This is a genomic window from Fibrella aquatilis (assembly GCF_017353255.1).
In the GTDB taxonomy this organism is placed as follows: Bacteria; Bacteroidota; Bacteroidia; order Cytophagales; family Spirosomataceae; genus Fibrella; species Fibrella aquatilis.
On the sequence record NZ_JAFMYU010000013.1, the window covers coordinates 94,372 to 120,530 of the forward strand.

Annotated in this window: 22 protein-coding genes and 1 pseudogene; 16 read left to right on the forward strand and 7 right to left on the reverse strand. The window is 54.0% G+C overall.

From position 1 onward, the window contains the following. Nucleotides 1-32 precede the first annotated feature (32 nt). The 5 genes from J2I48_RS16370 to J2I48_RS16390 all read left to right on the forward strand — a co-directional run bounded on the left by J2I48_RS16370 (nt 33) and on the right by J2I48_RS16390 (nt 5,316). Complete coding sequence (locus tag J2I48_RS16370; RefSeq protein WP_207336551.1) at nt 33-1,373, forward strand: TldD/PmbA family protein; 1,341 nt, start codon at nt 33-35, stop codon at nt 1,371-1,373. 279 nt (nt 1,374-1,652) lie between these two features. Next, entirely contained in the window at nt 1,653-1,895 is a 243-nt protein-coding gene (locus J2I48_RS16375) for a hypothetical protein (RefSeq protein WP_207336552.1), read from the forward strand. Between the two features lie 66 nt (nt 1,896-1,961). Then, a complete protein-coding gene (locus J2I48_RS16380) occupies nt 1,962-3,605 on the forward strand; it encodes a TldD/PmbA family protein (protein ID WP_207336553.1) in 1,644 nt (547 codons plus the stop codon). A 21-nt stretch (nt 3,606-3,626) separates the two neighbouring features. Further along, nucleotides 3,627-4,964, forward strand: coding sequence for a TldD/PmbA family protein (locus tag J2I48_RS16385; protein ID WP_207336554.1), 1,338 nt, complete (start codon nt 3,627-3,629; stop codon nt 4,962-4,964). A 97-nt stretch (nt 4,965-5,061) separates the two neighbouring features. Continuing rightward, complete coding sequence (locus J2I48_RS16390; protein ID WP_207336555.1) at nt 5,062-5,316, forward strand: hypothetical protein; 255 nt, start codon at nt 5,062-5,064, stop codon at nt 5,314-5,316. 7 nt (nt 5,317-5,323) lie between these two features. Here J2I48_RS16390 and J2I48_RS28325 read toward each other — a convergent pair whose 3' ends face one another. Further along, nucleotides 5,324-5,722, reverse strand: a complete 399-nt coding sequence (locus J2I48_RS28325) for a restriction endonuclease (protein ID WP_229376394.1) — start codon at nt 5,720-5,722, stop codon at nt 5,324-5,326. 123 nt (nt 5,723-5,845) lie between these two features. Next, nucleotides 5,846-5,995 (reverse strand): annotated as a pseudogene (locus J2I48_RS28330) (DNA polymerase III subunit beta); the annotation flags it as partial. A gap of 119 nt (nt 5,996-6,114) precedes the next feature. Here J2I48_RS28330 and J2I48_RS16400 point away from each other — a divergent pair. From J2I48_RS16400 to J2I48_RS16420, 5 genes are all read left to right on the forward strand, one after another. Then, the gene (locus tag J2I48_RS16400) at nt 6,115-6,618 is read left to right on the forward strand and encodes a DinB family protein (RefSeq protein WP_310587283.1); all 504 of its coding nucleotides are present in this window, start codon (nt 6,115-6,117) and stop codon (nt 6,616-6,618) included. Beyond that, nucleotides 6,581-7,207: a hypothetical protein gene (locus tag J2I48_RS16405; RefSeq protein WP_207336557.1), complete on the forward strand. Its 627-nt coding sequence runs from the start codon at nt 6,581-6,583 to the stop codon at nt 7,205-7,207. Before J2I48_RS16400 ends, J2I48_RS16405 begins: the two co-directional genes overlap by 38 nt. A 178-nt stretch (nt 7,208-7,385) precedes the next feature. Beyond that, complete coding sequence (locus J2I48_RS16410; RefSeq protein WP_207336558.1) at nt 7,386-9,809, forward strand: TonB-dependent receptor domain-containing protein; 2,424 nt, start codon at nt 7,386-7,388, stop codon at nt 9,807-9,809. A gap of 8 nt (nt 9,810-9,817) precedes the next feature. After that, a complete protein-coding gene (locus J2I48_RS16415; RefSeq protein WP_207336559.1) occupies nt 9,818-10,174 on the forward strand; it encodes a hypothetical protein in 357 nt (118 codons plus the stop codon). A 34-nt stretch (nt 10,175-10,208) separates the two neighbouring features. Further along, on the forward strand, nt 10,209-11,417 hold the full coding sequence (locus tag J2I48_RS16420; protein WP_207336560.1) for a helix-turn-helix domain-containing protein: 1,209 nt from the start codon (nt 10,209-10,211) through the stop codon (nt 11,415-11,417). 126 nt (nt 11,418-11,543) lie between these two features. On the opposite strand, the gene J2I48_RS16425 is transcribed toward J2I48_RS16420, so the two are convergent. From J2I48_RS16425 to J2I48_RS16435, 3 genes are all read right to left on the reverse strand, one after another. Beyond that, on the reverse strand, nt 11,544-12,233 hold the full coding sequence (locus J2I48_RS16425; RefSeq protein WP_207336561.1) for a DUF421 domain-containing protein: 690 nt from the start codon (nt 12,231-12,233) through the stop codon (nt 11,544-11,546). A gap of 136 nt (nt 12,234-12,369) precedes the next feature. Next, nucleotides 12,370-12,564: a DUF2188 domain-containing protein gene (locus tag J2I48_RS16430; RefSeq protein WP_207336562.1), complete on the reverse strand. Its 195-nt coding sequence runs from the start codon at nt 12,562-12,564 to the stop codon at nt 12,370-12,372. A 73-nt stretch (nt 12,565-12,637) separates the two neighbouring features. Next, a complete protein-coding gene (locus J2I48_RS16435; protein WP_207336563.1) occupies nt 12,638-14,041 on the reverse strand; it encodes a TolC family protein in 1,404 nt (467 codons plus the stop codon). Nucleotides 14,042-14,120: 79 nt separating this feature from the next. Here J2I48_RS16435 and J2I48_RS16440 point away from each other — a divergent pair, with 79 nt between their 5' ends. Together J2I48_RS16440 and J2I48_RS16445 are read left to right on the forward strand one after the other, a co-directional pair. After that, nucleotides 14,121-15,779, forward strand: coding sequence for an amidohydrolase (locus J2I48_RS16440; protein ID WP_207336564.1), 1,659 nt, complete (start codon nt 14,121-14,123; stop codon nt 15,777-15,779). A gap of 1 nt (nt 15,780) precedes the next feature. Next, nucleotides 15,781-16,734 carry an Rpn family recombination-promoting nuclease/putative transposase gene (locus J2I48_RS16445; RefSeq protein WP_207336565.1) on the forward strand — a complete coding sequence of 318 codons (954 nt, stop codon included), beginning with the start codon at nt 15,781-15,783 and terminating at the stop codon, nt 16,732-16,734. A gap of 61 nt (nt 16,735-16,795) precedes the next feature. Here J2I48_RS16445 and J2I48_RS16450 read toward each other — a convergent pair whose 3' ends face one another. Further along, nucleotides 16,796-17,950: an amine oxidase gene (locus J2I48_RS16450; protein WP_229376375.1), complete on the reverse strand. Its 1,155-nt coding sequence runs from the start codon at nt 17,948-17,950 to the stop codon at nt 16,796-16,798. 567 nt (nt 17,951-18,517) lie between these two features. On the opposite strand from J2I48_RS16450, the gene J2I48_RS16455 reads away from it, so the two are divergent. Continuing rightward, nucleotides 18,518-20,761, forward strand: coding sequence for a T9SS type B sorting domain-containing protein (locus J2I48_RS16455; protein WP_207336567.1), 2,244 nt, complete (start codon nt 18,518-18,520; stop codon nt 20,759-20,761). A gap of 31 nt (nt 20,762-20,792) precedes the next feature. Beyond that, nucleotides 20,793-22,172: a DUF6734 family protein gene (locus J2I48_RS16460; protein ID WP_207336568.1), complete on the forward strand. Its 1,380-nt coding sequence runs from the start codon at nt 20,793-20,795 to the stop codon at nt 22,170-22,172. Between the two features lie 79 nt (nt 22,173-22,251). Here the strand turns inward: J2I48_RS16460 and J2I48_RS16465 are convergent, their stop codons facing one another. Next, entirely contained in the window at nt 22,252-22,611 is a 360-nt protein-coding gene (locus J2I48_RS16465) for a helix-turn-helix domain-containing protein (protein WP_207336569.1), read from the reverse strand. 292 nt (nt 22,612-22,903) lie between these two features. Between J2I48_RS16465 and J2I48_RS16470 the strand changes: the two genes are divergently transcribed. Beyond that, nucleotides 22,904-24,532, forward strand: coding sequence for a cysteine peptidase family C39 domain-containing protein (locus J2I48_RS16470; protein WP_207336570.1), 1,629 nt, complete (start codon nt 22,904-22,906; stop codon nt 24,530-24,532). Nucleotides 24,533-24,544: 12 nt separating this feature from the next. Beyond that, nucleotides 24,545-25,903 (forward strand): glycosyltransferase, encoded by a 1,359-nt coding sequence (locus tag J2I48_RS16475; RefSeq protein ID WP_207336571.1) that lies wholly within the window; start codon nt 24,545-24,547, stop codon nt 25,901-25,903. Nucleotides 25,904-26,159 lie beyond the last annotated feature (256 nt).

Here is a 26,159-nt window from a genome sequence, read left to right on the forward strand (position 1 = left end):
GAAGCCTCCTGATTTACGACTTCTCATACCTCATGCTATCAAAAGACGAAGCAAAACGAATTACCGACAAGGTGCTGGCTTTCCGCAAGGCGGATGAACTGAGCGTGGCCTTGTCGGGCGAACGGAACGGCAACATCCGCTACGCCCGCAACACCGTCTCCACGTCGGGCGAGACCAACAACATGAACCTGGCCGTGACGGCGGTTTTTGGCAAACGGTCGGGTACGGCCACCATCAACGAGTTCGACGATGCGTCGCTGGAAAAGCTCGTGCGGCGGGCAGAGGAAATTGCCCGGCTGGCCCCCGAAAACCCCGAATTTGTTCCGGCATTAGGTCCGCAGACGTACCTGAACACGGCTTCCTATTCGGAAAACACGGCCAAGATTGACCCGGAGTTTCGGGCGAAAGCAGCGTTTGAGAGCATTCAGGCGTGTGCGCCCAAGAACCTTACGGCGGCGGGCTACATGGAAGACAGCACGGGCTTTTCGGCCATTGCCAACAGCAAGGGCCTCTTCGGCTACACCCCCTACACCGGTGTCGATTTCTCGGTTACGGTCCGCACGGCCGACGGCACCGGCTCTGGCTACGCCCTGCGCGACGTGACCAACGCCAGTCTGCTCAACACCCGGCAGGCCACCGAGGTAGCCGCCCAGAAAGCCGCCGCTTCGGTCAACGCGAAAGCCCTGGAACCCGGTAAATACACCGTTATTCTGGAACCGGCGGCGGGCATCGACCTGCTGCAAAACATGATGTTCAGCATGGATGCCCGGCAGGCCGACGAGGGCCGTTCGTTCCTAAGCAAGAAGGGCGGCGGCACCCGCCTCGGCGAAAAACTCTTCGACGAGCGCGTGCAGATTTATTCCGACCCCATGAACGCCGAAGCACCGGGTTCGCCCTTTGCGGGTGGCGGGGGCCGGTTTGGCGGCGGGGGCGTAGATGGTCGCCCGCAGGAGAAGGTGACGTGGGTAGACAAGGGCGTGGTAAGCAACATGTACTATTCGCGGTTTTGGGCTGAGAAGAAAGGCGTCAAAGCCACCCCTCCCCCGTCGAACATACTGATGCTGGGTGGTTCTGAATCCATTGCCGACCTTATCAAGAGCACGCAGAAGGGCATTCTGGTCACGCGCCTGTGGTATATCCGCGCCGTTGACCCGCAAACGCTGCTCTACACCGGCCTCACCCGCGACGGAACGTTCTATATCGAAAACGGACAGATCAAATTCCCGGTGAAGAATTTCCGGTTCAACGAAAGCCCGGTCATCATGCTCAACAACCTCGAAGCCCTGGGTAAGCCGGTGCGGGTAAATGGTAGCCTGGTGCCGCCCATGAAAATCCGCGATTTCACGTTTAGCAGTTTGTCAGACGCAGTGTAGGGTGTTGAGGGGCTTTGGGCTATGTAGCTGATTATCCCGTAGGGATTTTATAGCGAAGCGTCGGTAGAAAAATGACCCTAAGTTCCTCTTGCGTGCCGTAGGTACGCGACCAGTGACGTACCTACGGCACGCAGGAGGTGAAAACCCAAACCCACAGCTACCGACGCTTCGCTGTGATGTCCCGATGGGACAAGCAGTTACACAAGCGTGAAACAGACCCGTGATGATTGCCGATCTCTGAATTCTCTGCCAGGGATCGGCAACCCAAACAATAAACTTATGGAAGCCCTATTTAACGCTTTCCTGGCCGACGATGCGCCGCAATCAACTATTCTACCCCTCTTTGGCGGGGCGGAGAAACCGGTTGAAGAAATGACTACCAACGAACGCGAACGAGCCGCTAGACAGGTATATGCCAAAGTTCGGGAGGCTGCTTTTAGTCGTGGATTTCCAGTGATTATCAAGCGTAACGGACAGATAGTCAAAGAGTTCGCCGATGGTCATACAGAAATTATTACTTGATGCAATTTGTCTTTTAGGCCTATTACCAACAACCCACCCAATCATTCTTATCAACAGAAAACCCCAATGAACCGCCGACACTTTAATCAACTCATGGGCATGAGCGCCGCTGGCATCCTGCTCCCCAACGTACCGAGCTTGGGCCGCTCCGTCGACCCCGCCGCCTTGCTGGAAACAGGTATGGACGTGGCCGTGAAAAAACGCCTCGCCGATGCCGCCCTCAACGCCGCTAAAGCCAAAGGAGCCACCTATACCGACGTGCGGATTGGCCGCTACCTGAACCAGTTTGTGGTCACGCGCGAAGACAAGGTGCAGAACATTGTCAACACCGAAAGCTACGGCGTGGGCGTTCGCGTCATTGCCAACGGCTGCTGGGGGTTTGCCGCCGTGGTCGATGCCAAAAACGAGACCGACATGGCCCGCGCCGCCGAACAGGCCGTAGCCATTGCCAAAGCCAACTCGCGACTGCTAAAAGAACCCGTTAAATTGGCCCCGCAGCAGGGCTACGGCGAGGTGTCGTGGAAGGCGCCGATCAAGCAAAACGCCTTCGAGGTGCCCATCAAAGAAAAGGTCGATCTCTTGCTGGGCGTCAACGCGGCGGCTATGCAAAACGGGGCCAACTACGTCAACTCGGTGCTGTTTATGGTCAACGAGCAGAAATACATCGCCACCACCGACGGCACCTACGCCGACCAGGACATCCACCGCATCTGGCCCATTTTCAACGTCACCTGCATCGACCCCAAAACGGGTAAGTTCGAGACGCGCAACGCCCTCAGCGCCCCGTCGGGCATGGGGTACGACTATTTGCAGGTGAACCCCGCCGACAAGGTCACGGGCATCACCACGCGCTACAACAAGGGCTATGACATGCTCGAAGATGTAACCGCCGCCGCCCAGCAGGCCAAACAAAAGCTGGCGTCGGCCAAGAGTGTGGAGGCCGGAAAGTATGATCTGGTGCTGGACCCCAGCCACCTCTGGCTCACGATCCACGAGTCCGTTGGGCACCCGCTGGAACTGGACCGCGTGCTGGGCTACGAAGCCAACTTCGCCGGTACGAGCTTCGCCACGCTCGACAAGTGGCAGTCGAAAAACTTCCAGTACGGCAGCAAGCTGGTCAACTTTGTGGCTGATAAACAGCAGGTTGGCTCACTCGGCGCGGTGGGTTACGACGACGAAGGCGTGCAAACCAAGCAGTGGGACCTGGTGAAAGACGGTGTGCTGGTAAACTACCAGGCCATCCGCGATCAGGCCGCTATCATTGGCGAAAAAGCCTCGCATGGCTGCTGCTACGCCGACTCGTGGGGTACGGTGCAGTTTCAGCGGATGCCCAACGTGTCGCTACAGGCAGGCAAGACGCCGCTGACGGTGCAGGAGATGATCAAAGACGTGAAGAAAGGTATCTACATCGTCGGCGACGGATCGTTCAGTATCGATCAGCAGCGGTACAACTTCCAGTTTGGCGGACAGCTCTATTATGAAATCAAAAACGGCGAGATCACCGGCATGCTGAAAGACGTGGCCTACCAGAGCAACACCCAGGAGTTCTGGAATTCCTGCGCCGCCATCTGCGACGAGCGCGACTACCGCCTAGGCGGCTCCTTCTTCGACGGCAAAGGCCAGCCCAGCCAGTCCAGCGCCGTATCGCACGGCTCGGCCACCACGCGGTTCAACGGCGTCAATGTGATCAATACGGCGAGGAAAATTTAAAAAATGTTTACTCCCTTCGAAATGGCAATCATCCTATCTGAAGCGGAAGCCAAGGCGCTTCTGCAAAAAGTCCTCAAGTACTCGAAGGCCGATGAGTGTGAAGTAAACCTGTCGGGCGAAGAGCGGGGGAACATTCGCTACGCCCGCAACGAGGTATCGACCAGCGGCAACAAGATCAACCAGAACCTGGTGGTGCAGTCGGCCTTTGGCAAGAAAGTAGGCACGGCCACGATTGATGAGTTCGACGACGCCTCGCTGGAAAAGGTGGTGCGGCGGGCCGAAGAACTGGCCAAACTAGCGCCCGAAAACCCCGAATACGTGGGCATTTTGGGGCCGCAGACGTACCTGAAAAGCAACGGCTTTTTCCAGAATACAGCCAGTATCACGCCCGACGTTCGGGCCGAGGCGGTCTCGAAAAGCTTGGAACTAACCCGCGCTGCCAACCTCACCGCCGCCGGGTTTATGGACGACTATCGGGGTTATCAGGCTATGATGAACTCCAAGGGTCTGTTTGCCTACTATCCCAGCACCAACGTCAACTTCTCGCTTACCGTCCGCACCGCCGACGGCAAAGGGTCGGGCTACGTAGCGCGGGGCTATAGCGACATCAGCAAGCTCGACACCGCCGCCGCTACGCGCATTGCCATGCAAAAAGCGAGTGCGTCGGCCAGTGCTAAGGCCCTGGAGCCGGGCAAGTACACCGTTATTCTGGAACCCACGGCGGGGGCCGTCTTGCTGGAACAACTCTTTTTCGGCATGGACGCCCGGCAGGCCGACGAAGGGCGCTCGTTTCTGAGCAAGCCCGGCGGCAAGACCAAACTCAACGAGAAGATTGTAGACCCCCGCGTCACGATCTACTCCGACCCCACCAACGCCGAACTCCCCGCCTCGCCCTGGGCTGGCGACGGGCAGGCGCAGCAAAAGATGCTATGGATCGACAAGGGCGTGGTACAAAACCTGGCTTACTCGCGGTATTGGGCGCAGAAGCAGGGCAAAAAGCCTGTGCCATTTCCCAACAACATGATTATGGTAGGGGGTACGGCGTCGCTGGAAGACATCATTAAAGGCACGCAGCGGGGCATTCTGGTCACCAAGCTCTGGTACATCCGCGAGGTAGACCCGCAGTCGCTGCTGCTGACCGGCCTCACCCGCGACGGGACGTTCTACATCGAAAATGGCAAGATCAAGCATGCCGTGAAGAACTTCCGCTTCAACGAAAGCCCGGTCATCATGCTCAATAACCTGGAAGTGCTAGGCAAACCCGAGCGCGTGGTCAGCACCGAATCGGAAGGCAACTACCTAATTCCCCCCATGAAAATCCGCGAGTTCACCTTCAGTAGCCTGAGCGACGCGGTGTAATAATCTGCTTGCCGCTGACCAAAAACTAATAAGGTCAGCGGCAAGCGAATCAATATAGATCGCATTCCGTTTTTCGCTGACAGGCCATATAGATACGATGCAAACACAAACTATTGATCAGATCAAGGCCACGTACCCAGACGAATGGGTACTACTTGGCGACCCCACATTGTCTGGCGCGCAAGTAGCAGGAGGCATTGTTATTTACCACAGCAAAGACAAGCGTGAGATCGCTTACAGTTCGCCAAACTGGCGCGATCATTTTCAGTCAGCAATCACCATTTTCACAGGTGAACAACCTAAAAACAGGAAGTTTTGGCTTTTAAAGCAAAAAGCAGTTCTCAATCATTAAGTGATTATCAAGCTAAAACAGTGCCTAGTGACCTGTTTACATAATCTTTTATCATACTTAAAACTTGATCTCCATCAATCAATTTGAGATAATACTTGTATGCTTGTGTTGAAAACTTTCTCAGAACATCCAGTGAGTACTTATAATTAGTAACCACAATGCCTGTGCTAGCCTTTAATTCATTCACTTTGTATATGAACCTTTCTATTACATCTATGCCCACTTTCTTCTCTTTCTGAGTTGATTTGCATTCGATAAGGTGAGACGTTGGAATAACCCCACCACGAACCGCTATCATATCATAGCCGCCATCTCGCGTTCGTTTCGTAGGGGTGACATTATATCCTGCGCAAGAGAACAGTCTTGCGACAACTCTTTCAAAATTGTAATGATGTATTTCGTACATTTTCTTATTGTTTTCGTATATCTGCAATATTATTTCATCCACTGGATCCTTTTGGGTAGCGTCGTTTTTGAGTACATTCAAAATTAATACCGCACTCAAGGATAAGCAATCTGGCTTAAATGGCTTAAGTTCGTCTACACTAACCGTAACGTCACTATCGCCAATGCGAAATAAAAAATTTTCGAGAATAGGAACGATTGGACTAGTAGCTATGACTCCATTAATAGTCAAAAGGTTCTTCAAAAGAACAGAAGAGCTAACTAAAAATTTCATGAGTAGATTATTTTGTACATTCAAATATAAACATTTACTCCACAATAAAACCGCAAGTGATTAGTCTTTCTTTGTCAAGGTTTTCACAATTTCAGGCTCCCGCTTAACTCATATTTTCTATGATCATCCAGACGCTACAAACGCTCTTCAGGCGGGACCTCAATAGGCTGAAGAAAGAAATCTCGCTCTACGAAAACGAAGCGGCTATCTGGACGGTGGCACCGGGCATTGCCAATTCGGCGGGGAATCTGTGTCTACACCTGATTGGCAACCTGAACACCTATATCGGGGCAGAACCGGGTAAAACAGGTTATATCCGCAACCGCGACGACGAGTTTTCATTGAAAAACGCCCCCCGATCTACGTTGCTTTCGCAGTTAGACGACACAATAGCAGCTGTTGAAGCAGGGCTAAATAATGTTAACTGTCAGCAGCTTGAACAGGAATATCCCTTGCTCGTTTTTGCCGAAAAAACCAGCACAGGCTATTTTCTTATTCACCTGGCTACCCACCTGGGTTATCACCTGGTCAGGTCAATTACCACCAGTGGCTGCTGGATTTATAAGCACTATGCTACAAAAACGGATGAAGAAATTGCGCAATGCTACCCGGCATTTGCCTAACATCGAGTGGTGGCGGGAGAGCAATTTGTTCCTCAATCTTGATAGATTGAGTATATACGGTAAAGCCTATGTCAAATTCCGTATTGAACCTTGGACCATTTCTATCACCGACAGTGAAATTCCACAGCCAACCGGCAGACTCAAAAGGCGTATTATCGAGAGCCTGCTTGATATTTATGACCATTGGGAGCATCAATTGGCCGAATTAGGTGAACCCTATTATTTGAAAATCTGGCTGTATGATCCCGATTTCAGGGAATCGCAAGTGGTGTGTGCCATCGGTGAAAAGATTAACCACTATGAGCGGGTCTTCAACAAAGTTGATGAGCCTAAACTATTTCATCCTGAACATTACGGTTCACTACAGAAGCGTTTGAAGGGCTACAGATGGGAAGCCCATATTGACGATATAGAGCTGACAAGCGATATCGTGGGAACCCGCGACGATTACGACACAATCACCAGATATGAACAGATGCAGGGTTGGTTCCGCCGCAAGACGAAGCGTGCTTACAAGACGTATACTCTGGACGATGGCCGGGATGTGCATCTAATCAAACGGGGACTTATCTGGGTGGGCAGCCGTTAATACTCGGCTATAGTATTCTGATAGTCAATATACTATCCATTTTCATTGACTACTTTTTGGCGTCGATTGGCTCAGATTATAACCTGAGCCGCCTCAAATTAATGCTGAGGCGCAGCGCGAAGTGAGTGCTGCCACCTTTGGGTCATCAATCACAAACGCCCCAACGGGCACGCTGATCATGACTCGTTTCGCTACCCTCGCCTGCTTGCTGCTGACTTCGCTTTCGGCCCTGGCCCAGACCATCATTGGCTCTGTTCAGGATGGTGCCAACACACCCGCCCCCTTCGCAGCTGTCAAACTCCTTCGTGCAGCTGACTCGTCGTTCGTAAAAGGCACCGTGACTAACGAAGCTGGGAGTTTGACCATCGTCAACGTAGCGGCGGGGGCTTACCTGGTACAGGCCTCGTTTGTGGGTATGGCCAATGCCACGGTTCGCGCTATGGTTGTTGAGGGCAAAGCAACCGTGCTGCCGCCCATTATGCTGCGGGCCAATGACCAGACGCTGGCTCAACTCACCGTCCGGGCCACCAAACCCTACGTGGAGATACAGGCCGACAAGACCGTGCTGAACGTGGCCGCTAACGCCTCGGCGCAAAGCAAAACAGCCTATGAGCTGCTGCAACAGGCCCCCGGCGTGGTGATCGACCCAAACGAGAACATTCGTATGGCGGGTAAGCAGGGTGTGAACGTGTTTATCGACGGCAAACCCACCAACCTGTCGGCGGCTGATCTGGCCAATCTGCTCCGGGCCACGCCCGCCGCCAACATCGCTACGGTCGAACTGATTGCTAACCCATCGGCGCGGTATGATGCGCAGGGCGGGGCCGGGATCATCAACATCCGGTTTCGGCGTGACAAGAGCCTGGGCCTGAACGGTAACGCCTCGGCGGGCTATGCGCAGAGCGATCATTACCGCGCCAACGCCGCCGTCGACCTCAACTACCGCACCAAACGCCTGAACCTATATGGTAACCTGTCGGGCAGTGATAATTTCCAGAACACGCGGGTGGGCATCGACCGGATGGCGGGCGTGTCGCGGTTTTCGCAACGCGGGTTCGACACCGACGGCACGCAGGCGGTGGTGTATAAGATGGGGGCCGACTACGGCTTTGGCACGAATAAAACCACCCCGCAGCACACGCTGGGGCTGATTGTGGCGGGCAACGCAGCTACCAACCAGTTCGGCACCTTCACCAATACCGATCTATTCAGCGGCCGCGCCACACCCGATTCGAGCCTGACCAACCGGGTAGATAGCCCCAGCCAAAACCAGCGGTTCAACGCAGCCCTTAACTACCAATATGCCGATACGCTGGGCCTGACGCTCTACCTCGACGCCGACTACACCCGCTTCAACAATACTGCGCCCAGCCGCATCATTAGCCAGTATGTGGGCGCTAACGGGCAGCCGTTGTTCAGTCGCCAAAACCGATTCGATGCCAGCACGGGCATCACCATCCAGACGTACCGCGCTGATCTGACAAAAGACTGGAAAGCCCGTAACCTCAAGCTCGAAACGGGTTTGAAGCATACCGACGTTGCCACCAATAACAACCTGCTGGCCTACACCGGTGCCGAAGACCGCCCGGACGTGAATCGTACCAACCAGTTTACTTACCGCGAGATCGTGACGGCAGCCTATGCATCGCTAAACCACACAACGGGCAAATGGACCGTGCAGGCAGGCCTCCGAGCCGAAAACTCGACCGTGCTGGGCCGCTCCACTGACCTACTCAACCGTAGCATAAACAGACCCGACACCAGCTATCTGAACCTGTTTCCTACGGCTTTTGTGCAATACCAGGCTTCGCAAAACAGCCAGTTTAACCTAAGCTACGGGCGGCGCATTGACCGCCCTAACTACCAGGATATGAACCCGTTTGTGTATCAGGTAGACCCCTATACCAGTCAGCGGGGCAACCCCTACCTGCGGCCCGCCTACACCCACAACGCCGCCCTGAGCTACACCTACAAATGGGCTATGACGCTGAAACTAGACTACAGCCAAACCGGTGATTTTTCGACCGACGTGATCCGGCAGCAGGGCCTAACGGGCTACCGGACCGTGGCCAACGTAGGCAGCGCCGACGCCCTAAACCTGTCATTGAATACCCCGATCACGATCAACAAATGGTGGAATGCCTACCTCTACGCCGGGGCTACCTGGAACCGCTTCCGGGGCAGCGTCGCTCCGGGTGAATCGTTCGATAGGCGGGCGTTTGCGTTCGAGGGTTACATGCAGCATTCGTTTACGCTCTCGAAAGTCTGGGAAGCGCAGGTATCGGGCTTCTGGAATGCGCCTACCCAGCAGACCATCTACCAGATTGGCGGCCTCGGCGCGCTGAACCTGAGTGTACAGAAGAAGATGCTCGACGGGCGCGGCAGGCTCACGCTGGGTATCGACGACCTGCTCAATACCATGCGCTGGAAACAGTCAGGGACTTTTGCCGATGGGCAGCAGTTTGCCGTCGACCGCAAATGGGAAAGCCGCCGCGCTACCATCCGGTTTACCTACCGTTTCGGCAGCAGCGACATCAAAGAAGCCCGCGAACGCAAAGACAACACCGGTGCCAGTCGGATTAAAGCAGCAGGAAACCTATGAACAACAGTATGAAATCACTCATCACAACCACGTTCTTGGGTCTACTACTGACCACCAAGTGCGTTGCCCAATCGCCACCCCTAGTGACGCTCAACCTCAAAAATAATAGCGTCTTTCCGCGCCATTTCAAGTTTCTTGAGCGGCACCCCAGCGTGAGCTACCCCAACGTGTTTACAGCCTATATCATGCCGGGGCAATCCTACACCGTACAACTAAAACCCGGCACGGTGCTGTCGCAGGTAACACAGCGCGAGATCAACGCTACCATGCGGGGGCAAACCGCACCGGGGCAACTACTTTTGGTGGTAAAGGCCAACGATCAGGGGCGGACGGTGGCCCTGATTGAACGGAAAATCAGACAGTAATTCGGCTTATTTTGCGCCCTCTTCCCACTGCATCATGAACTTCTACTTCTCTGTTTATTCCACGCCATTGCTCATTGGCTTCATTCAGGGTTTGGTCTACGCCATGTTGCTGTGGGTGCGGGGTTGGCGCGAAGAGCGGCTGTCCGACACACTGCTGGGATGGATGGTACTGGCACTGTGCTTCAGTTTTCTCGATTATATGTTGGGCTTTGCAGGCATCGAGATTTTGTGGAACGAACTAGAATTTTTTCCCCGGTCGCTCGACTTGCTCTTACCGCCGCTGTTCTATTTCTACCTCCGCAGCCAGTTCGACGGCTCGTTCCGGTTTTATTGGCGCGACCTCCGACATGCACTACCTTTCCTGATCGACACGCTTTACCACCTGATCATCTTTGCCGCTGGTCCTGACTTTGTGTCGAACTGGAAAGCCAACGTGCATGACGCGTTTGGCGGCGACCGCGTTGAGTATGCCATTGGGGCGGGGCAGCAACTGTTGTACCTCTACTGGTCGCTGCAACTCTACCGCGACTACCGCGGCTGGATCAAAACGCAGTTTTCCGACACCGATACCATCAGTTTCGGCTGGTTCCGCAATTTCCTGATTGCCCTCACGGTCACGTTGCTGTTTGCTTTTGTTATGGATGGCCTCGACCTCTGGCTGAACCTCTCCTTCTGGCAAGATTGGTGGGACAACCTGGTGTATGTGGTCCTGGTTTACTACGTCAGTATCACGGGCTACGCGCAAATACAACCTACCCGCCGATTGGCTTTCTCGGCCAACGCCAACATCACCCCCAGGCCACCCGTTCAGGAGCCAATCCTAACTGACACTCCGGCAGGTGTGGCCCTCCCCAAACTAACCGCTACTGATATACGGTCTGTTGACCAGGGATTAGGCGCCGAGCTTGAAGCGCAAAAGCAGGAGCTGTTAACGATTATGGCTACCGAAAAACCATACCTAGAACCTGACCTCTCACTGGCTGACCTGGCCCGGCGAATGCAGGTTCACCCCGTCACGCTGTCGCAGGTGATCAACACGGGTACGGGCCGGAACTTCAATGACTTCGTGAATGCCTATCGCGTCGAGGAATTTAAGCGGCAGGTGCGCAACCCGGCCAATGCACACCTTAGTTTTTTGGGCCTGGCGCTCAACTGCGGGTTCAATTCCAAAGCTACCTTCAATCGGGCCTTCCGCAAGTTTACAGGCACTTCGCCGGGCGCATTTTCCGGACAGACGGAATAAAACGAAAAAGCCCATCGGCGGTTGGCAGACAGGCTTTGTTGGGTAGTTGAGGGTAAAACCACGGAACGCACCCAAAAGTTTCAGCTTTAGAACATAGTGCGTTTATTTTTCTGAAAATTTTTGTGCTCACCCTTGCGCCTTCACCCATTGACTGTGTTGGCAATTGGGACAAGTCAGATTTTGATCGGGTTGCATGGGTTGGGTATAGCCACAGCGGTCGCAGGCGTAGGTGTCTGCCGTGACAATATGCCGGGTGAATTGGGCGAGTGCCTTGGGCAAGATAGGCAAGCCTGGTTTCACCTGATTGTCGGATTGTTTATACAGGCTCAACGTGCCGTTAGCTTCCAATATCGCCACGCGTACCTCGCCCAGTTGCTCAATGCCCGCCTGCCGCAAGTCGGCGAAGAGTTCGTCTTTACCCAGGTCTTCATCGTCGAAGTTTTTAGTCAGGATGCAGCCATCTTCGATCACGTAGACGGGTACGCCTTCTAGTTTTTCGCGAATAGTTTTGTTGCGGTCGCTGAGTTTGGTGATGAACTTGTAGCAGAGCATAATAACCACAAACACCACCACCGCCGCCCCCAGCGGCACGTCGTGGTAGAACATAGGATCGCCCGCCGCCGAGCCAAGTCCAATCAGCAAAACTAGCTCATAAACAGACAGTTGCCGTACTTCCCGCTTACCCGAAATACTAAGCGCCGCCAGAATCACGACAAACATAAATACCGTACGCAGGGCTACCTCACCCAGAAAGGCGAGCGGAAAATCGTGCAGCCACATACGCTGCCAATCGAAGGGTATAACGGGGTCGTCCATATCAGTAACCAATTCTACAGTAAGCAGTATGCAGTGTTGCTGACGCCAATGCCTCGGCGCTAGCGTATTCGTGCGCCGAGACGTCGGACCGCAGCCCCACTGCATACTGCATACTGTAGAACTGGTTACTGTAACGTTATTTTCCTTTCTTCCGAATGCGGATATTACGGGTTTCAGCCCATTTTTCGGCTTGGGCGGTGGCGATAGCAATGGCTTTGGACTCGTCGTTGCCGTCGGCAAGCAGGGCGTTGGTAATTTCAATGGCTTTGCTGCGCACGGGTGCCATAAAGTTTTTCAGCGAAGCCGGATAATCTGTTTTCGAGTAAGGCATATACGAGCGCGTTTGGTTATGCTGCCCTAACGCCCACAGCCCGTTGCGCTGCCAAAAATCTTTGTTAATGGCCTTATTTTGAGGGCACTTCGGGCTGCCCCAGAAATTGCTGACTGATAGTACTGCTCAGCCGAAGCAACTCAATTTCAGCGGCCTTAGCGTTGAACTCGGCGGTAAACAGCCGAGCCTGCGCCGCCACGGCGTTGCGCTGCACGTCGCGAAACTCAACCGCTGTGGAATTACCCACCCGGTAACGGTCATAGGCAATGTCGATGTTTTCGAGCGCAATTTTGTAGTTCTGCACTTCTACGTTGAGCAAGGCCAGGCTATTTTGGTATTGCGTAAACGTCTGCGCCACCGCTTGTTGCAGTACCACCTCCTGGTTGGCCTGCTGGTATTCGGCCGCCAGCGCGTTGGCGCGGGCGTTGGCTTCAAGCCGTCGCAGATTGCCACCCGCAAAGATCGGGATAGCCGCCGCAACGCTGTAGGTCAGGCCATTGTTGCGCCCCGTTGCCACGCCAAACCCGCCCTGATTGTCGATGAACTGGAAATTATAGCCTGTCTGCACGCTCACCACGGGCTGCCGCTGCGCTCGCGCCAGGCGGATGTCGAGGTCGGCCAGGCGGCGGTTCAGAGCCGCCGTGGCCAGCAAAGGGTTGTTATTGGCCATGTTTTGCCGAATCTGCTCGAGGTTCAGATCAGGCTTGGCGATGATGGTATCGCGGATGGCGAATTCAGTGAGGGGATCGCGGATAAGCAGGGTATTAAGCAAGATCTTGGCCGATTTCAGGCTTTGTTCCTGCGTGAGCAGGGTTACGCTGTCGGCGTTATAATCGACCTGGGCGGTGAGGTAATCCACCTTCGACCGGGTGCCCACTTCGTAGTTGGCTTTGGCCAGTTCGAGGCGGTCACGCGAGATGTCGAGTGCCTGCCGAAACGAGAGCAACTGCTGCAACTGCCGCACCACGTCGTAGTAGGCCGTGGCCACGTCGGCAATGGTTTGCTCTACACTCACGCGGGTGTTGATCTGGCTTAGGCGGATCAGTTCACCCAGCCGTTTGTAGGTATTTAGGTTGGCAAAGCCGTTAAACAGCGTCCAGTTAAGGTTTACGCCCGCCGTGGTAGTGCGGTTAAACAGGCCCGTCTGTACCTGTGGCGGACGGATGTTGTCGATAAATTTCTGGTTGATATTTTGCAAGCCCCCGTTCGAGCTGACGTTGCCCGTCACGAGCGGATAAAACCCCGCGTTGGCCGGAATACGATCATTCACAGCTACTTGCTCCTGCGTTTGCAGGCCCTTGATCTGGTAGCTACGCGCCAGTGCCTGCGTGATGGCGTCGGTGAGGAGCAGGGTCTCGCCCTGTTGGGTCACGTAGGCGTTGCGGAAAGCCCGCTGCACCGGGTTTTGAAACGGTTTGTTCTGGCCAAACGCGTTAACCGCCAGAAAACAGCTTAATAAGATACCAGTTGAGCGCATTGTATTGGTGTAAATCAAGACGGCAAAAGTAAGCGTTGAGACTTACGATGTAAGTTTGCGCTCTCTCTTTCCTACTACCATGCAAAGAACTCACTATTTGCTCTGTCTGTTGGCCGGGCTGCTGTTAACGGCCTGCGCCACCCGCCCCGAAGCCGACTATATTCTCACCAACGCCACGGTCTACACCGCCGATTCGCTCCATACCAAAGCTCAGGCCTTTGCTGTAAAAGACGGGCATTTTGTGGCCGTGGGTACTACCGATGCCGTCATGAAAGCCTACGCGTCCGACAGCGTCATTGATCTGAAGGGTCAACCCGTTTATCCCGGCTTCTACGACCCCCACGCCCATTTTCTGGGCCTTGGCCAAATGCTGGATCAGGCCGATCTGGTGGGGGCTACCTCCTATAGTGACGTGGTGGCGCGGCTAAAAACGTACCAGCAGCAACACCCCGATGCGCTCTGGATCATAGGCCGGGGCTGGGACCAAAACGACTGGCCTGCCACCGACTCGCCCGTGCGGGGTTTTCCAACCAACAAACTGCTCGACGAGGCGTTTCCCAATATCCCCGTAGCCCTGACCCGCATTGACGGCCACGCTATTTTGGCCAACACCAAGGCCCTGCGGCTGGCCCGCGTCACGGGGGGCACTGTGCTGGCGGGCGGCGAGGTGATCCTCGCCAACGGCCAACCCACGGGCGTATTGGTCGACAACGCCATGCAGGTGGTGAAGCGCGTGATTCCCCAACCCGACGAACTGGCCAAAACCCGGATGCTCCAGAACGCCGAAGCCATGTGCCTCAAGCTGGGCTTGACCACCGTTTCCGACGCCGGCCTGAACCGCGACGACATTGACCTGGTCGAAAAGCTGCACAAGAACGGTAAGCTCCGCATCCGCGACTACGCCATGATCAGCCTCGGCGAACCCAACCTGGAACACTATCTGAAGCGTGGCCCCTACCAAACCGACCGGCTCACGGTGCGGTCGTTCAAGCTCTACGCCGACGGGGCGCTGGGTTCACGGGGTGCCTGTCTGCGCCAACCTTATACCGACCAGCCTACCACGTCGGGCCTTTTGCTGCTGGCTCCCGCCGAACTGGACCGCGTAATTGGCTTGCTGGCTAAGAGCGGTTTCCAGGCCAACACCCACTGCATCGGCGACTCGGCCAACCATCTCATCCTAGGGCTGTATGGCAAGTATTTGACGAAAAAAAACGACCGTCGCTGGCGGATTGAGCACGCGCAGGTGGTGTCGCCTGAAGACGTACCGTTGTTTGGACGTTATTCTATTATTCCGTCGGTGCAGCCTACCCACGCCACGTCTGATATGTACTGGGCCGAAAAGCGGCTGGGGTCTATCCGGGTAAAGGGGGCCTACGCGTTCAACGACTTGTTGACGCAAAACAAGCTCATTTCGTTTGGCTCTGATTTCCCCGTTGAATACGTCAATCCGTTGTTCGGGTTCCACGCTGCTGTTGCCCGACAAGACGCTAAAAACTTTCCAAAAGGCGGTTTCCAGCCCGAAAACGCGGTTTCCCGGCAAGATGCGCTGGCGGCCATGACACGTTGGGCGGCGTACTCCTGCTTTGAAGACCATATGCGCGGCAGCATTGCCCCCGGCAAACAAGCCGACTTCGTAATCCTCGACCGCGACATTATGACCGTTCCCAACGAGCAACTCCGCGCCACGCAGGTACGCCAAACCTGGATCGGCGGGCAGCGGCTGTATTCGGCGAAATAATATGACAAACCCCGCCGATAACCCCCACGACCGGTATTTTAAAGAGGCATTTTCTCAGATTGACATTCTAGCCGATTTTCTAAATGTTTATCTGCCAGAGGCTCTTCGAGGGCAACTTGACATGACTTCGCTGGTCCGGCAGCAAGATTCATACACCGATGATTCATTGAGCGAACACTTCGCCGACCTCGTCTTTACAGCTCAGTTGGGCAGTAAGCCAGTGCAAATTGCGCTGTTGCTGGAACACAAAAGTTATACCGAGCCGCACATTCATTTTCAGCTAAATCGGTATATGCTTAATGCTTGGGAAGACCAACTCACGCACAAAAGACTGTTGTTACCCATAATTCCCATCATCGTTTACCACGGGCGGCGGCGGTGGAAAAAACAGCCCATTTCTAATTACTTCAGCACATTGCCAATTAGTGTGCTTCCTTACTTGCCCAGCTTTGATTACGTACTCATCGACTTGTCGACTATGCTCGAACGCCTGCCTGCATTTGCTTCCGACTATGCTAGGCTCACAGGTGTTTTATTACAGAATAGTCGACAGAAACGAGTGTTAGAAAGGGCCTTACGGGAAATAGGTGATAGCATTAATCGGTTGCTAGCCGAAGAACGAGGCGAACGATTCTTCAAAACTTCTTTACTTTACCTAACATGGGTAACCTCCTTGACAAAGGTAGAGGCAGTCATTATCTTTCGTAACGTTTCACAAGAAGCCGATAACTATAATATGTCACTGTACGAACAACTAATTCAGGAAGGCGTCGAGAAAGGCATCAAGCAAGGGCGCGAACAGGGCATTGAGCAAGGTATTGAGCAAGGCATTGAGCAGGGTATCAAGGCTATGCTGAAGCTGAACATGACGGCTGAAATCATTGCTGCTGCCATGGAATTACCCCTTGATCAGGTAAACAACTACATTGCTCATATACAAGCCAAACAGGCTTAGGCTACGCTTTCATAACAGGCAAAAAGGGCTGAATCTATGCAGATTCAGCCCTTTTTGCCTGTCAGCTAATCATCCGCTGCGCCTGCTGCAGGGCCTCGGCGTAGGGCTGGCTGAGGTAGCGACCGGGGGTTTGGCCGGGTAGCATGTCGACACCGTCGGGCGAGGCGTCCCAGAGGCCGGAGCGGTGCCAGGGACGTTCGAGGTGGTCCCAGTCGGGGCGGTCAATGATGGGGTAGAGACAAATGCCTTCCAGGGGTACGCCCACCTGTTTAGCAGCAGCACACTCGCGGGCAATCATCCGTATCCAGCCGGGGCGGTCAATGCCAGGGTGGCTGGTTTCGGTGAGGGCAATGGGCTTGCGATACCGCTTGTATACCTCCAGAAACAGCAAATGCAGTCGCCGAAAGCGGGGGTCATTGCCTTCGTTTCCCCACGGCAGCAGTTCGTAGGTAGGAATTACCCACTGGTTGTTGTAATAAAAATTCAGCCCCACCACGTCGACCATGTGTGGCGCACCGCCCAGTTCGGGGTGCAACCGGCCCATGAGCATGTCCACGGCCTGATACTGGTTCTCGTGGGCATTGCGGGCGTTGGTGATTTCCTGCCGCGATGCCTTCAGCGGGGGCACCATGTTCACCAGCGGTTCGGTGGTCAGGATAATAATGTTGGCATCTACGTCACGCATCGCCGCAATACCCTCGACATAAGCCCGAATCAGCCCCATTTTCACTTCCAGTCCCTGTTTGGTGCAATAGGGTACGGTGCCGCGCACATCACCGCCAAGCCAGGAGATAAAACTTACTTCATTGATGGGGGTCACGATCAGCGGCCCGTCGGGGAAGACTTCGCGATAGATGGGTACAAACGCTTTGCAAATGGCCGCAAACCGCCGGGCAAACATAGGATGCAGGGGCGTGAGGTCGTCGGGATAGCCGAAATGGCAGATATCCCATATCTGCTGGATACCTAACGCCCCGCCCCGTTGCAGCATTTGCCGCACTACGGTCCAGTCATAGATGTAAGCGCGTTTTTCCACCTGACTCCAGCGGATGCCCTCGCGCACGGTGCGGATATTGAGGTCACTGATGTCGCGGTAGTCATCGTCGAGGCGGTCGAGGTGGCCGGTGAGGGGCAGAAAATCGACCCGGTTGCCAAAGGCGTTTTGCTGGTCGGTGCATTCATAGCCCGCCCACCAAAACGTGTTAAAGCGGGGCATTTGCGTACTTGTTTGGGGAATCATCGAATACCAAAAGGGTGGTCTACCTATGTAAACCCATCGCCGTTTCCGTTTGGTTGTAAAACTCTACTTACCGGACATGACAAACTAACGTTATGCATATCTATCTGAATAAAAAATGAATAAACCTGAATAACACCTCGCTATAACTATCCACAACCTTTGCGCTGCCCGAGGCGGCACATGGGGTGTAGCGGGTTGGCGTAATCACATGAAAGCAAAATTTGTAAACCTGAAGTTAGAGTCGGTTCAAGTGCTATCGAAAGAATCACAGAAGCAGGTCAAAGGAGGGGGTCCTAACAGTCCATGTTGCACCACCAGTCCGTATTACAGTCCTAGTGCCTGCGCTGCTTACAGGGCCGGTTGCCCCTCTTGTGGCTGGCAATGCTAACCCCCTGTATGAAAAGCAGTAGGACTGGAATCGTAGTTCGGTTCCAGTCCTACTGCTTTTCAGGCATTCAATTCATTCCTTTTTGAACAACTACCGCCTGTAAGTGCCTGATCTCTATTAACTTTCGTAATTACAAGGCACTACCGTAATCCTTTATGAGAAAACTTCTGCTCGTACTGCTCCTGCTGGATTACTCTACTGTTTGGGCGCAACCAGACAGGCGGGGCAACGTCTGGCACTTCGGCGAACTAGCGGGGCTAAACTTTGCCGGAGGCACAGCGCAAATCCTTGATGGCAGCAGAATGGGCGAAACACTACGGGGCATCGGCACCATCGGCGACGAAACCGGCCAACTGGTGTTCTATTCCGATGGACAAACCGTCTGGAATCGATTTCACCGGGTGGTGCCGGGTGGCAATTCGCTGATTTTTCTGGGTAAGCGGCAGGGGGGATCTACACAAAACGGCATCCTGTTGCCTCATCCAAAAAATCCCGATTGGTACTACCTGTTTTCCATTGAGCAGCCCTTTATCGACAACGACCGCTACACAGTCTACTACTCGCTCATCGACAGCAAAGCCAACGGCGGCGAGGGTGGCTTTATCTCGAAACTGACGCTCTTAGCCCGCAATGTAGCTTCTTCACTGGCGGTGGTACGCCATTGTAACAACCGCGACTTCTGGCTGATTGTCCACGATGCAATGAGTACCAATACGTTTATGTCTTACCTGCTCGATGAGGCGGGAGTGACAGCTACCCCCACCCTTAATCAGTCAGGTAGCCGGGTCGATGACAACGGCCCTGGCCGGGCTTATTTGAAGGCTTCACCCGATGGCAAGCGGCTGGCAATGGGCTTCTACGGTTCAGAAAGTAATACCAACTTCGCTGAAGTTTTTAGCTTCGACAACAAGACGGGGCAGGTAGGCCAACGGCTTACCAGGCTGGATTGGCCTTCCCTCTTTGAGTTGACCATCCCCTCCCCATTAGAGGGAAATCGTAGCCCGTCAGATATTGCTTTCTCGCCTAATGGCCAGTACCTCTACGCCACACGCCGGTACAGTTCATACGTGCCGCAATCGCCACCCTGGCGGAGCGAATTGTACCAGTTCAATCTGGCTACCAAAGCCTGGACCCGCCTCGTAACTGAAACCTACGATTTCTCGCAACAGGGCATCAATTACGTTTATTCCGGGCTGGAAAATGCCCCCGATGGGCGGCTGTATGTCTCGCATTGGAACCGCCCGTTTCTCAGCAGCATCAACAACCCCAACGCCGACGGCGCGGCCTGTGGCTTTCAGCAAAATACCATTAACCTGGCCGGGCGCAACGCCGGGCTGTACCTACCCTTTCGCTACCCACCCCGCCTACCCGACCCCACTGTAACCGTCGCCCTACAGTCCAACCCCACCGGCTGCAACGACGTTCTCACCTCTATCATCAGTGGCTTCGACCCCAGCGAAGCCCTGCGTTACCAGTGGTTGCGCGACGGGAAGGCTATCACCAACGCTACCAACGCTACCTATACTGTGCTGGCTTCGGGCGGCTATGCCCTATTGGTAGAAGAAGTGGGCGGCTGCCGCCGCAAGCTATCGGACTCGCTGCCCGTGACGATTGCCAATGCGCTACTACCGCCCGCCCTTACCTCTGTACCGCCAGTCTGCGTGGGAAGTACAACGCCCACTCTACAGGCAACGGGGCAGCAAGTGCAGTGGTACACGAGCAGCCCACCCGCCGTATCGGTTGCCGCAGGTCCTTCGTTTGCGCCGTCAATGGCAACCAACACACCTGGCACTTATACCTACTACGCCACCCAAACCGATACTAAAGGCTGCACCAGCCCCGCCAATTCCACAACGGTGCGCGTAGTGGCCCGCCCAGATCTGACACTAACCCAACAACAAGTCGGTGTGTGCCTGGAAACGCTAGGCGCAACAGCATTATTAGAGGCCATATCCAGGCAGGGAGTACAGTTTATGTGGTCCCTTCGGGGCCAATTAGCTGGTAATCAGGCTACGATAACGGTTAACGATTATGGCCGCTACTACATATCGGTTACTGACCAAAACCAGTGTGTCCGCCGCGATAGCGTGGAGGTGATAGATCGGTGCTACCGGCTCTATATGCCCAACGCCTTTACGCCTAATGACGATCAGGCTAACGATGCGCTCGTGGCCTATGGCAACGGCATCAGCCGTTATGACCTTCTGATTTATAACCGCTGGGGCGAAGTTATTTTTGCCGCGCCCGACCAACCTTTCAACGACGGTAGTCCCCTCTGGGACGGGCGGGTCGGAGGCAGCTACGTCCAGCCTGGACTGTACACTTATCAGCTGCGGGTAGTGCGGCAGGAACCAACCGACAGTATTATCAAGATTGGCAGTGTGCTGGTCATTCGGTAAGCAGATTGCCTCGTAGCCGCCTCTGCCAATCATGAAATTCATTCAAACGCTCTGGCTACCCGACAATGTGCCGCAACCGCTGGCCTATAAGGCAGGTTGGTTATCTGCCGAGTATCATTGGATTGGCTGGGCATTAAGTTGTCTGCTCCTCAGAAAGCAGGCTTCTGAGGTTGCCCTGTACGCAACCAAAGCTGGTCAGCATATTCTAATCGACATGCTGGGTCTTCCCTACACGGACGTGCATCCCCTTCCTGAGCAGGCGTTGGTTCATGAGGGAAACTGGGCGTTGGCAAAGCTTCTCACCTACCGCACACAAACCGCACCTTTCTTGCACGTCGATGGCGACGTATTTATCTGGAAACAACTACCCAATTCACTACTGGAGGCACCGCTGATTACGCAGAATGCAGAAACTGACCTAAACGCCTATACATTGGGCTTGGCATTTGTTCGTGAGCAGTTGGGTATGAGTGCTTACGAGGGCAGCGTTAGTACAACGCAGGCTGTGGCCTACAATGCGGGCATTCTAGGTGGCAACGATATACAATTTTTGCGCCAGTATGCCCAAACAGCCATTGACCTGATGGCCGCAGACGAAGTTGACACCCAAAATCGTCTGTCGGTGAGTGCTTATTGTATGACATTCGAACAGTGTCTTTTCGCCCAATTAGTGGCCAAAGCCGACCGATCAGTAGCTACCTATTTTGATAGTCCTGTTGCCAATATCAGCTACTTTGACTTCGGCGATTTTCTGATGATGAAACCCAAAGGCTACTGGCACTTAATGGGCGAAACCAAATTAAACCGATACCACCTGAAAATGATGAGTGCCGAGTTGCGAACTATTGCCCCGGCAACCTATTATGCCATTCTGAAGGCAATTGCCACTGCTGGCATTGAACTTGATATTAAAGCTTATAAGTTGCCCGCCCTCGACCCACTACACCACCCCGCCGAGTACTTTACCGCACTATCCGCCACGTTCGATACTCACTACCGATTGACCGAATCTATCGACTGGGTTCATTACTACACCAAAGACAGCTTCGTTCACCACCAACTCACTCAATGGCTCGACTTAGACAGAGCCACTTGCTATCGCCAACTGCTGCTAGTAAATCACGATTTCTTACTAATCGAAGAGACAGACCCCGTTCTGCGTCAATACATTCGATTCCCCGACACCTACACGCTTGATCTGGTCACTATCGAGTTAGATGACATGACGATGATTGTGCTGGATGCCGTCAGTGACGGCCCTACAACTATCGAACAACTGGCCGATATCGTTGGCCCTTACTTGCCGCCAACTGAGGCCGAACAGCACCGCCCCCTGCTGCTGAAACTGATCGAGCAGTGTATTCTGAAATTGGTATTCTGGGGAGCAATTCGGTGGGTGGGCGCGGTATGAAGTACTTACTCATTATGGCTGCCGCTTTTTCCTGCCAGACATATAACTACGTAAGCAGTAAATTATGTTAATCAGCGCTTTACCCCCTCCCCCTTAAAGTTGTTTTAAGAAAACTTTGTAACTGATCGAGTTGCCGTCTGAGGAACGAAATTTCTTCGTCTTTTACGGCAATAATGGCTCGATGCTGCATTAGTTCCTGCTGTAGCCGACTGTCGATAAGAATATCTTGGGAGCCATCTATGTTCACCGTATAAGTACGAAGTGCATCGGCACTTATGCCAAAGATGGCTGCTAACTGATCGATCTTCTTTTCACATTCCCGGTCATTATGTTCAACACGGGAATACGTTGGCTGTGACATACAGAGGCTGTCAGCCATGTATTCTTGTGAATAGCCCTTGTCAAGCCTACAACGCTTTACACAATTCGCTAAAGCCATGAGAACAAAGATTTGAGTAAAAGTACGGCAATACTAATACTCTTATGTAAACAACGCAACACATACTGACACCTGACTACTGACACCTGACTATTGTTAACAATCTACTTCGATGGCTATACATGCGTTCCTTGATACTCAGAAGCCGTTTTTCCAGTAACAGGGAAATCTAAAAAGTGTGTGATCGGTAACGTAAGTTTCCTCTATGAATAAACCTGGATGAAATTTGAATAAACCTGAATAACAAATTAGGCGCTTGCTAACCAACCTTTAGCTCATAAACATACCCTGTATGGCCTTCCTGACGTTTACGCCTGACCTCAGTACAGATAATGCCGCTGCCACGCTGCAAGCACTGCTTCATGCGCTGCGTGTGCGCGTAACGGAACAGACTATACGCAGCACACTCTTAAGCCATCCTGACTACCCCAGTATGCTCTCCCTGAGCGACACCCTGGCTGAATGGCAGGTGGACAGAATGGCTGTGCAACTTAACGCCGCCGAACAACTGCGCGAACTGCCCTTACCGTTTGTGGCGCACTTAACGAAACAAGGTGGCTGGTATGTGCTGGTAACGGCCCTGCATAGTGATCACATTACTTATACAGATGCGGAACTCGGTTCCCAAACAGAGGCCCTAGCCGACTTTGAAGCACAGTGGTCGGGCGTAGTGCTAGTGGCCGAAGCCAACGAGCAAGCGGGAGAATCAGACTATACTAACAAGCGCAAACACGAGTGGCTGCAAAAGGCACGAGGACCAGCCGTAATCGTAGGTATCGCTTTGTTTCTAGCAGTTGTTTTCTTGGGGGCCGGGCCAACCTTGACCCTGACCGACTACCTATGGCTGTTTACCAAAGCTACAGGACTGTTCATCAGTATATTGCTCGTTAGCAAAGTGATGGGTAACACCAATACACTGGCCGATCAACTCTGCCGCCTCACCAGCCAAACTAACTGCAACAGCATCCTGAATGCGCCTGCTGCCAAACTCTGGGGCTGGCTCAGTTGGGCCGACGTTGGCCTGCTTTATTTTGCCGGTGGTTTGTTGGCTGCACTGGCGGTGGGGTTTGCACCCACAGCGCAGCCAGTACTGGGTATGCTAGCTCTGCTGGCGTTACCCTACACGCTGTTTTCGCTGTATTATCAGGGCGTGGTGATGCGGCAATGGTGTACGTTGTGTTTGCTTGTGCAAGCCGTCTTACTGGCCGAAGGAGTTTTGGCGGCGACGCACTTCATCGCCCCACCCGATAGCTGGCAACCCTACGCGCTGGTGGTGGGGCTACTACTCATGCCCACGCTGGTTTGGATGGTATTAAAACCCCTGCTCATCAGCCACAAACAGGGGCAACAATACCACGAGCAGCTAATCAAACTCAGGCGCGACCCCGACTTGTTTCGGGCACTTATGCGTCAGCAGGCACCTATGCCGCCAATTACACCCGACATGCACCCGGTCTGGCTGGGCAATCCCGATGCCGCCCATACCATCACGATGGTAACGAACCCCTACTGCGGCCCCTGCGCCCGCAAACACAAAGAACTGGAGGCACTTCTGACAAAAACAGAGGACGTAAACGTACAAGTGGTATTTACCTGCGACGGCCCTGCCGGGCGTAAAACACAGGTAGCCCTCCACCTAATGGCCCTACCACAAAACGGCTCCGCCCAAGCCGCCCTTGCTGACTGGTATGGCGGCGAAGAACCGGACTACGCCCACTGGGCCACTGCTTATCCCCTTGCGGAAACCGCGCCCGATGCTGAACGAATAGCTTATGCTAACCAAAAGTGGAGCGCACAGGCCAACATCGACGCTACGCCCACGCTGTATATCGACGGGTATCCGTTACCGCAACAGTACGCGCTGCCTGATGCCCTGCGCATGATCCGGTATGTTGCTGTTACGCAATCCCAAACTGCTTAATCTGCCCTTGCCATGCCTATTGCCTTGTTTGTGATGCTGCCTTTCCCAAGCCATTACATGGCTTCGTTCGGGTTTGCCCGGCTGTGGCAGCAGCGCGGCTACATGGCAGTTTTTACGGGGCCGCCACACCTGCGGGCAATAGTGGAGGCGCAGGGATTTGGCTTTACCGAATTAGTCAATACGCCTACCTATGTAATCCGGTCATTGAAGGCATTTGTGGGGCTTTGGCTGCAAACCGTCGCCGACGCAGGGGCTACGCGCCGCCGCTACCGCGAGTGGTACGGTTGTGTGCAGGCCATTCGGCAGGTGGTGGCCGAGTATCGACCCGCGCTGATTTTTTTGGACGAACACCTGAGCCACTATGCCCTCTACCTGGCCGGTACGCCAGCAACAATAGCAGTTGTGAACACCAAACTCTCGACGCGATGGCACTCGAACATCCCGCCCCTGAACAGCACGTATACCCCCGCCCGTTCGGTCGCTTCGGCAGTATGGTGCTGGTGGCTCTGGCAACGGCACTTATTACACCGCCGCGTTGAGGCTGCTATGCAGCGATGGGCTTTCCTAGGTAAAGACGACACCTATTTTGATGGCCGAATGGCCCGGAGGCAGGGCATCCGGGTAAGCAACTGGTTTGCCCATGACAATGCCTTCTACGACCGCCTCACTAACGTACCGACCGTGATACTGGCCCCGCGCTTGTTGGAGTATGATTGGTTCAGGCCACTCCCAAATGAGTTTTTTATCAACCCGGCCCCTGACCGCGACGAGGCGGCATACTTGACCGAAACGTACCTGACCCTAAAAGTGCATTTACTGCTCCGGCAACAGACGGGCGACGTGCAGGTAATCTATGCGGCCTTTGGAACGCTGACAGGGGCGAATGCCAACCCCATCCGCGCTTTCTTACCGAAATTGATTGACGCCGTGCGGCAACAACCCAACTGGTTTTTGATGCTGGCAACTGGCGACCTGCCCACCGAGGAGCTACCTAACGTAGCCAACGTGGCGTACTTGCCTTTTGTGCCACAGTTAGACACGCTCACCTGGGCCGATGCAATGGTGACACACGGCGGGTTAACAACGGTGAAAGAATGCCTATTGGCGGGTGTGCCGATGCTGGCCTACCCGCTTAACGGTCTGGCTGACATGACCGGTAATGCTGCTCGGTTAACCGCAAAAAAGTGGGGCATGGCAGGTTCCATGACAATCGACACCCCTGCCGGGATTAGTCAAAAGCTACAAACGATCCTGACGTATCGGTTGCCCCATTTTTTATCCGACAGAGCCTTGCCTAGTTCCTTGCTGGCCGCGCTGTCTCTCCCAACCCCGGATTTGGCCGAATCACATAAATCAATCGTTTCACTTTAAACCAATGTCAACATGAAAAAGATATTAATGCGTTTTGCTGAGGGGTTACTCTCTCGTGAGCAACTCAAGGCCGTTAAAGGGGGAGGTATGTGTATGTACCCTGGCCAAACTAACTGTCTATCTGGCGGGGGCGGTGCTGTTGGCTGTAATGATGCTGTCTATTATGTGACAGAGCAAGTTTGTAAAGACAAATGCAAGGGTGCTACTTATTCGAAATGCACTTATAATTCGAGTAGGGTCGAGTGGCAATGTTCTT

Coding starts and splice junctions, on each gene's coding strand:
- J2I48_RS16370 (WP_207336551.1), top strand. CDS start 33: ATGCTATCAAAAGACGAAGCAAAACGAATTACCGACAAGGTGCTGGCT.
- J2I48_RS16375 (WP_207336552.1), top strand. CDS start 1,653: ATGGAAGCCCTATTTAACGCTTTCCTGGCCGACGATGCGCCGCAATCA.
- J2I48_RS16380 (WP_207336553.1), top strand. CDS start 1,962: ATGAACCGCCGACACTTTAATCAACTCATGGGCATGAGCGCCGCTGGC.
- J2I48_RS16385 (WP_207336554.1), top strand. CDS start 3,627: ATGGCAATCATCCTATCTGAAGCGGAAGCCAAGGCGCTTCTGCAAAAA.
- J2I48_RS16390 (WP_207336555.1), top strand. CDS start 5,062: ATGCAAACACAAACTATTGATCAGATCAAGGCCACGTACCCAGACGAA.
- J2I48_RS28325 (WP_229376394.1), bottom strand. CDS start 5,722: ATGTACGAAATACATCATTACAATTTTGAAAGAGTTGTCGCAAGACTG.
- J2I48_RS16400 (WP_310587283.1), top strand. CDS start 6,115: ATGATCATCCAGACGCTACAAACGCTCTTCAGGCGGGACCTCAATAGG.
- J2I48_RS16405 (WP_207336557.1), top strand. CDS start 6,581: ATGAAGAAATTGCGCAATGCTACCCGGCATTTGCCTAACATCGAGTGG.
- J2I48_RS16410 (WP_207336558.1), top strand. CDS start 7,386: ATGACTCGTTTCGCTACCCTCGCCTGCTTGCTGCTGACTTCGCTTTCG.
- J2I48_RS16415 (WP_207336559.1), top strand. CDS start 9,818: ATGAAATCACTCATCACAACCACGTTCTTGGGTCTACTACTGACCACC.
- J2I48_RS16420 (WP_207336560.1), top strand. CDS start 10,209: ATGAACTTCTACTTCTCTGTTTATTCCACGCCATTGCTCATTGGCTTC.
- J2I48_RS16425 (WP_207336561.1), bottom strand. CDS start 12,233: ATGGACGACCCCGTTATACCCTTCGATTGGCAGCGTATGTGGCTGCAC.
- J2I48_RS16430 (WP_207336562.1), bottom strand. CDS start 12,564: ATGCCTTACTCGAAAACAGATTATCCGGCTTCGCTGAAAAACTTTATG.
- J2I48_RS16435 (WP_207336563.1), bottom strand. CDS start 14,041: ATGCGCTCAACTGGTATCTTATTAAGCTGTTTTCTGGCGGTTAACGCG.
- J2I48_RS16440 (WP_207336564.1), top strand. CDS start 14,121: ATGCAAAGAACTCACTATTTGCTCTGTCTGTTGGCCGGGCTGCTGTTA.
- J2I48_RS16445 (WP_207336565.1), top strand. CDS start 15,781: ATGACAAACCCCGCCGATAACCCCCACGACCGGTATTTTAAAGAGGCA.
- J2I48_RS16450 (WP_229376375.1), bottom strand. CDS start 17,950: ATGCCCCGCTTTAACACGTTTTGGTGGGCGGGCTATGAATGCACCGAC.
- J2I48_RS16455 (WP_207336567.1), top strand. CDS start 18,518: ATGAGAAAACTTCTGCTCGTACTGCTCCTGCTGGATTACTCTACTGTT.
- J2I48_RS16460 (WP_207336568.1), top strand. CDS start 20,793: ATGAAATTCATTCAAACGCTCTGGCTACCCGACAATGTGCCGCAACCG.
- J2I48_RS16465 (WP_207336569.1), bottom strand. CDS start 22,611: ATGGCTTTAGCGAATTGTGTAAAGCGTTGTAGGCTTGACAAGGGCTAT.
- J2I48_RS16470 (WP_207336570.1), top strand. CDS start 22,904: ATGGCCTTCCTGACGTTTACGCCTGACCTCAGTACAGATAATGCCGCT.
- J2I48_RS16475 (WP_207336571.1), top strand. CDS start 24,545: ATGCCTATTGCCTTGTTTGTGATGCTGCCTTTCCCAAGCCATTACATG.